The following is a 1,234-nucleotide window of genomic DNA, read 5'->3' as shown; positions in this document are numbered from 1 at the left end:
ACGGATACTAATCGGTCGAGGACTTAACTTACTTGATGATGTATTGCTTCTTATCTAGTTTTGAAGGTATATGCCTTTAAACTTATTTTAGAACATGAAATGTAGTGTTTTTCGCAAAAGATTAACACTTACATAAAATTCTTTTAAAAATTCCTTGCATTTTTCAGCTAAGGTTAATATAATATAACTTGTCCTTGAAAAATGAATAGAATTTGAAGTCCGGTGGCGATGGCAGAGAGGTCACACCTGTTCCCATTCCGAACACAGAAGTTAAGCTCTCTAGCGCCGATGGTAGTTGGGGTTTTTCCCCTGCAAGAGTAGGACGCTGCCGGGCGTTAATTACGGAGGATTAGCTCAGCTGGGAGAGCACCTGCCTTACAAGCAGGGGGTCGCAGGTTCAAGTCCTGCATCCTCCACCATATATGCCGGCCTAGCTCAACTGGTAGAGCAACTGACTTGTAATCAGTAGGTTGGGGGTTCAAGTCCTCTGGCCGGCACCACTTATTTTCGCCGCAAGGTGAAAATGATGAACAAATGATCCGAGCCATTAGCTCAGTCGGTAGAGCATCTGACTTTTAATCAGAGGGTCGGAGGTTCGAATCCTCCATGGCTCACCATTTGCGGGTGTGGCGGAATTGGCAGACGCGCTAGACTTAGGATCTAGTGCCTCCGGGCGTGGGGGTTCGACTCCCTCCACCCGCATCATCTTGTTCGCGGAAGTAGTTCAGTGGTAGAACACCACCTTGCCAAGGTGGGGGTCGCGGGTTCGAATCCCGTCTTCCGCTCCATTATGCCAAAGTTGTGCCGGGGTGGCGGAATTGGCAGACGCACAGGACTTAAAATCCTGCGGAGGGTGTACCTCCGTGCCGGTTCGAGTCCGGCCCTCGGCACCATTGATTTTCTTTTTGCGCCCGTAGCTCAATTGGATAGAGTGTCTGACTACGGATCAGAAGGTTAGGGGTTCGACTCCTCTCGGGCGCGCCATATAACGGGAAGTAGCTCAGCTTGGTAGAGCACTTGGTTTGGGACCAAGGGGTCGCAGGTTCGAATCCTGTCTTCCCGATATTCCATTGGGGCCTTAGCTCAGCTGGGAGAGCGCCTGCTTTGCACGCAGGAGGTCAGCGGTTCGATCCCGCTAGGCTCCACCATATTATTTCTTTCGAACCTTGAAAACTAAACAAAATAGCCTGAAGTCAATTCGGTTTCTTTCTTATTGATTGGGAAAGAAACAAAC

Annotated in this window: 9 tRNA genes and 1 rRNA gene; all 10 read left to right on the top strand. The window is 49.2% G+C overall.

Annotation, left to right across the window (positions count from 1 at the left end):
• The first annotated feature begins 218 nt into the window (after nucleotides 1-218).
• Nucleotides 219-334, top strand: a 5S ribosomal RNA gene (gene rrf, locus FPQ13_RS13120).
• A gap of 9 nt (nucleotides 335-343) precedes the next feature.
• A tRNA-Val gene (locus FPQ13_RS13115) sits at nucleotides 344-419 on the top strand.
• 5 nt (nucleotides 420-424) lie between these two features.
• A tRNA-Thr gene (locus FPQ13_RS13110) sits at nucleotides 425-500 on the top strand.
• 41 nt (nucleotides 501-541) lie between these two features.
• Nucleotides 542-617: transfer RNA gene (locus FPQ13_RS13105), tRNA-Lys, on the top strand.
• Between the two features lie 3 nt (nucleotides 618-620).
• Nucleotides 621-702: transfer RNA gene (locus FPQ13_RS13100), tRNA-Leu, on the top strand.
• 11 nt (nucleotides 703-713) lie between these two features.
• Nucleotides 714-788: transfer RNA gene (locus FPQ13_RS13095), tRNA-Gly, on the top strand.
• 15 nt (nucleotides 789-803) lie between these two features.
• A tRNA-Leu gene (locus tag FPQ13_RS13090) sits at nucleotides 804-893 on the top strand.
• A gap of 14 nt (nucleotides 894-907) precedes the next feature.
• A tRNA-Arg gene (locus tag FPQ13_RS13085) sits at nucleotides 908-984 on the top strand.
• A gap of 5 nt (nucleotides 985-989) precedes the next feature.
• Nucleotides 990-1,063: transfer RNA gene (locus FPQ13_RS13080), tRNA-Pro, on the top strand.
• 9 nt (nucleotides 1,064-1,072) lie between these two features.
• A tRNA-Ala gene (locus tag FPQ13_RS13075) sits at nucleotides 1,073-1,148 on the top strand.
• The last annotated feature ends 86 nt before the right edge of the window (nucleotides 1,149-1,234 follow it).

This window comes from Allobacillus salarius (assembly GCF_007559425.1).
Classification (GTDB): Bacteria; Bacillota; Bacilli; order Bacillales; family Alkalibacillaceae; genus Allobacillus; species Allobacillus salarius.
This window is presented reverse-complemented; position numbering and strand designations above follow the sequence as displayed.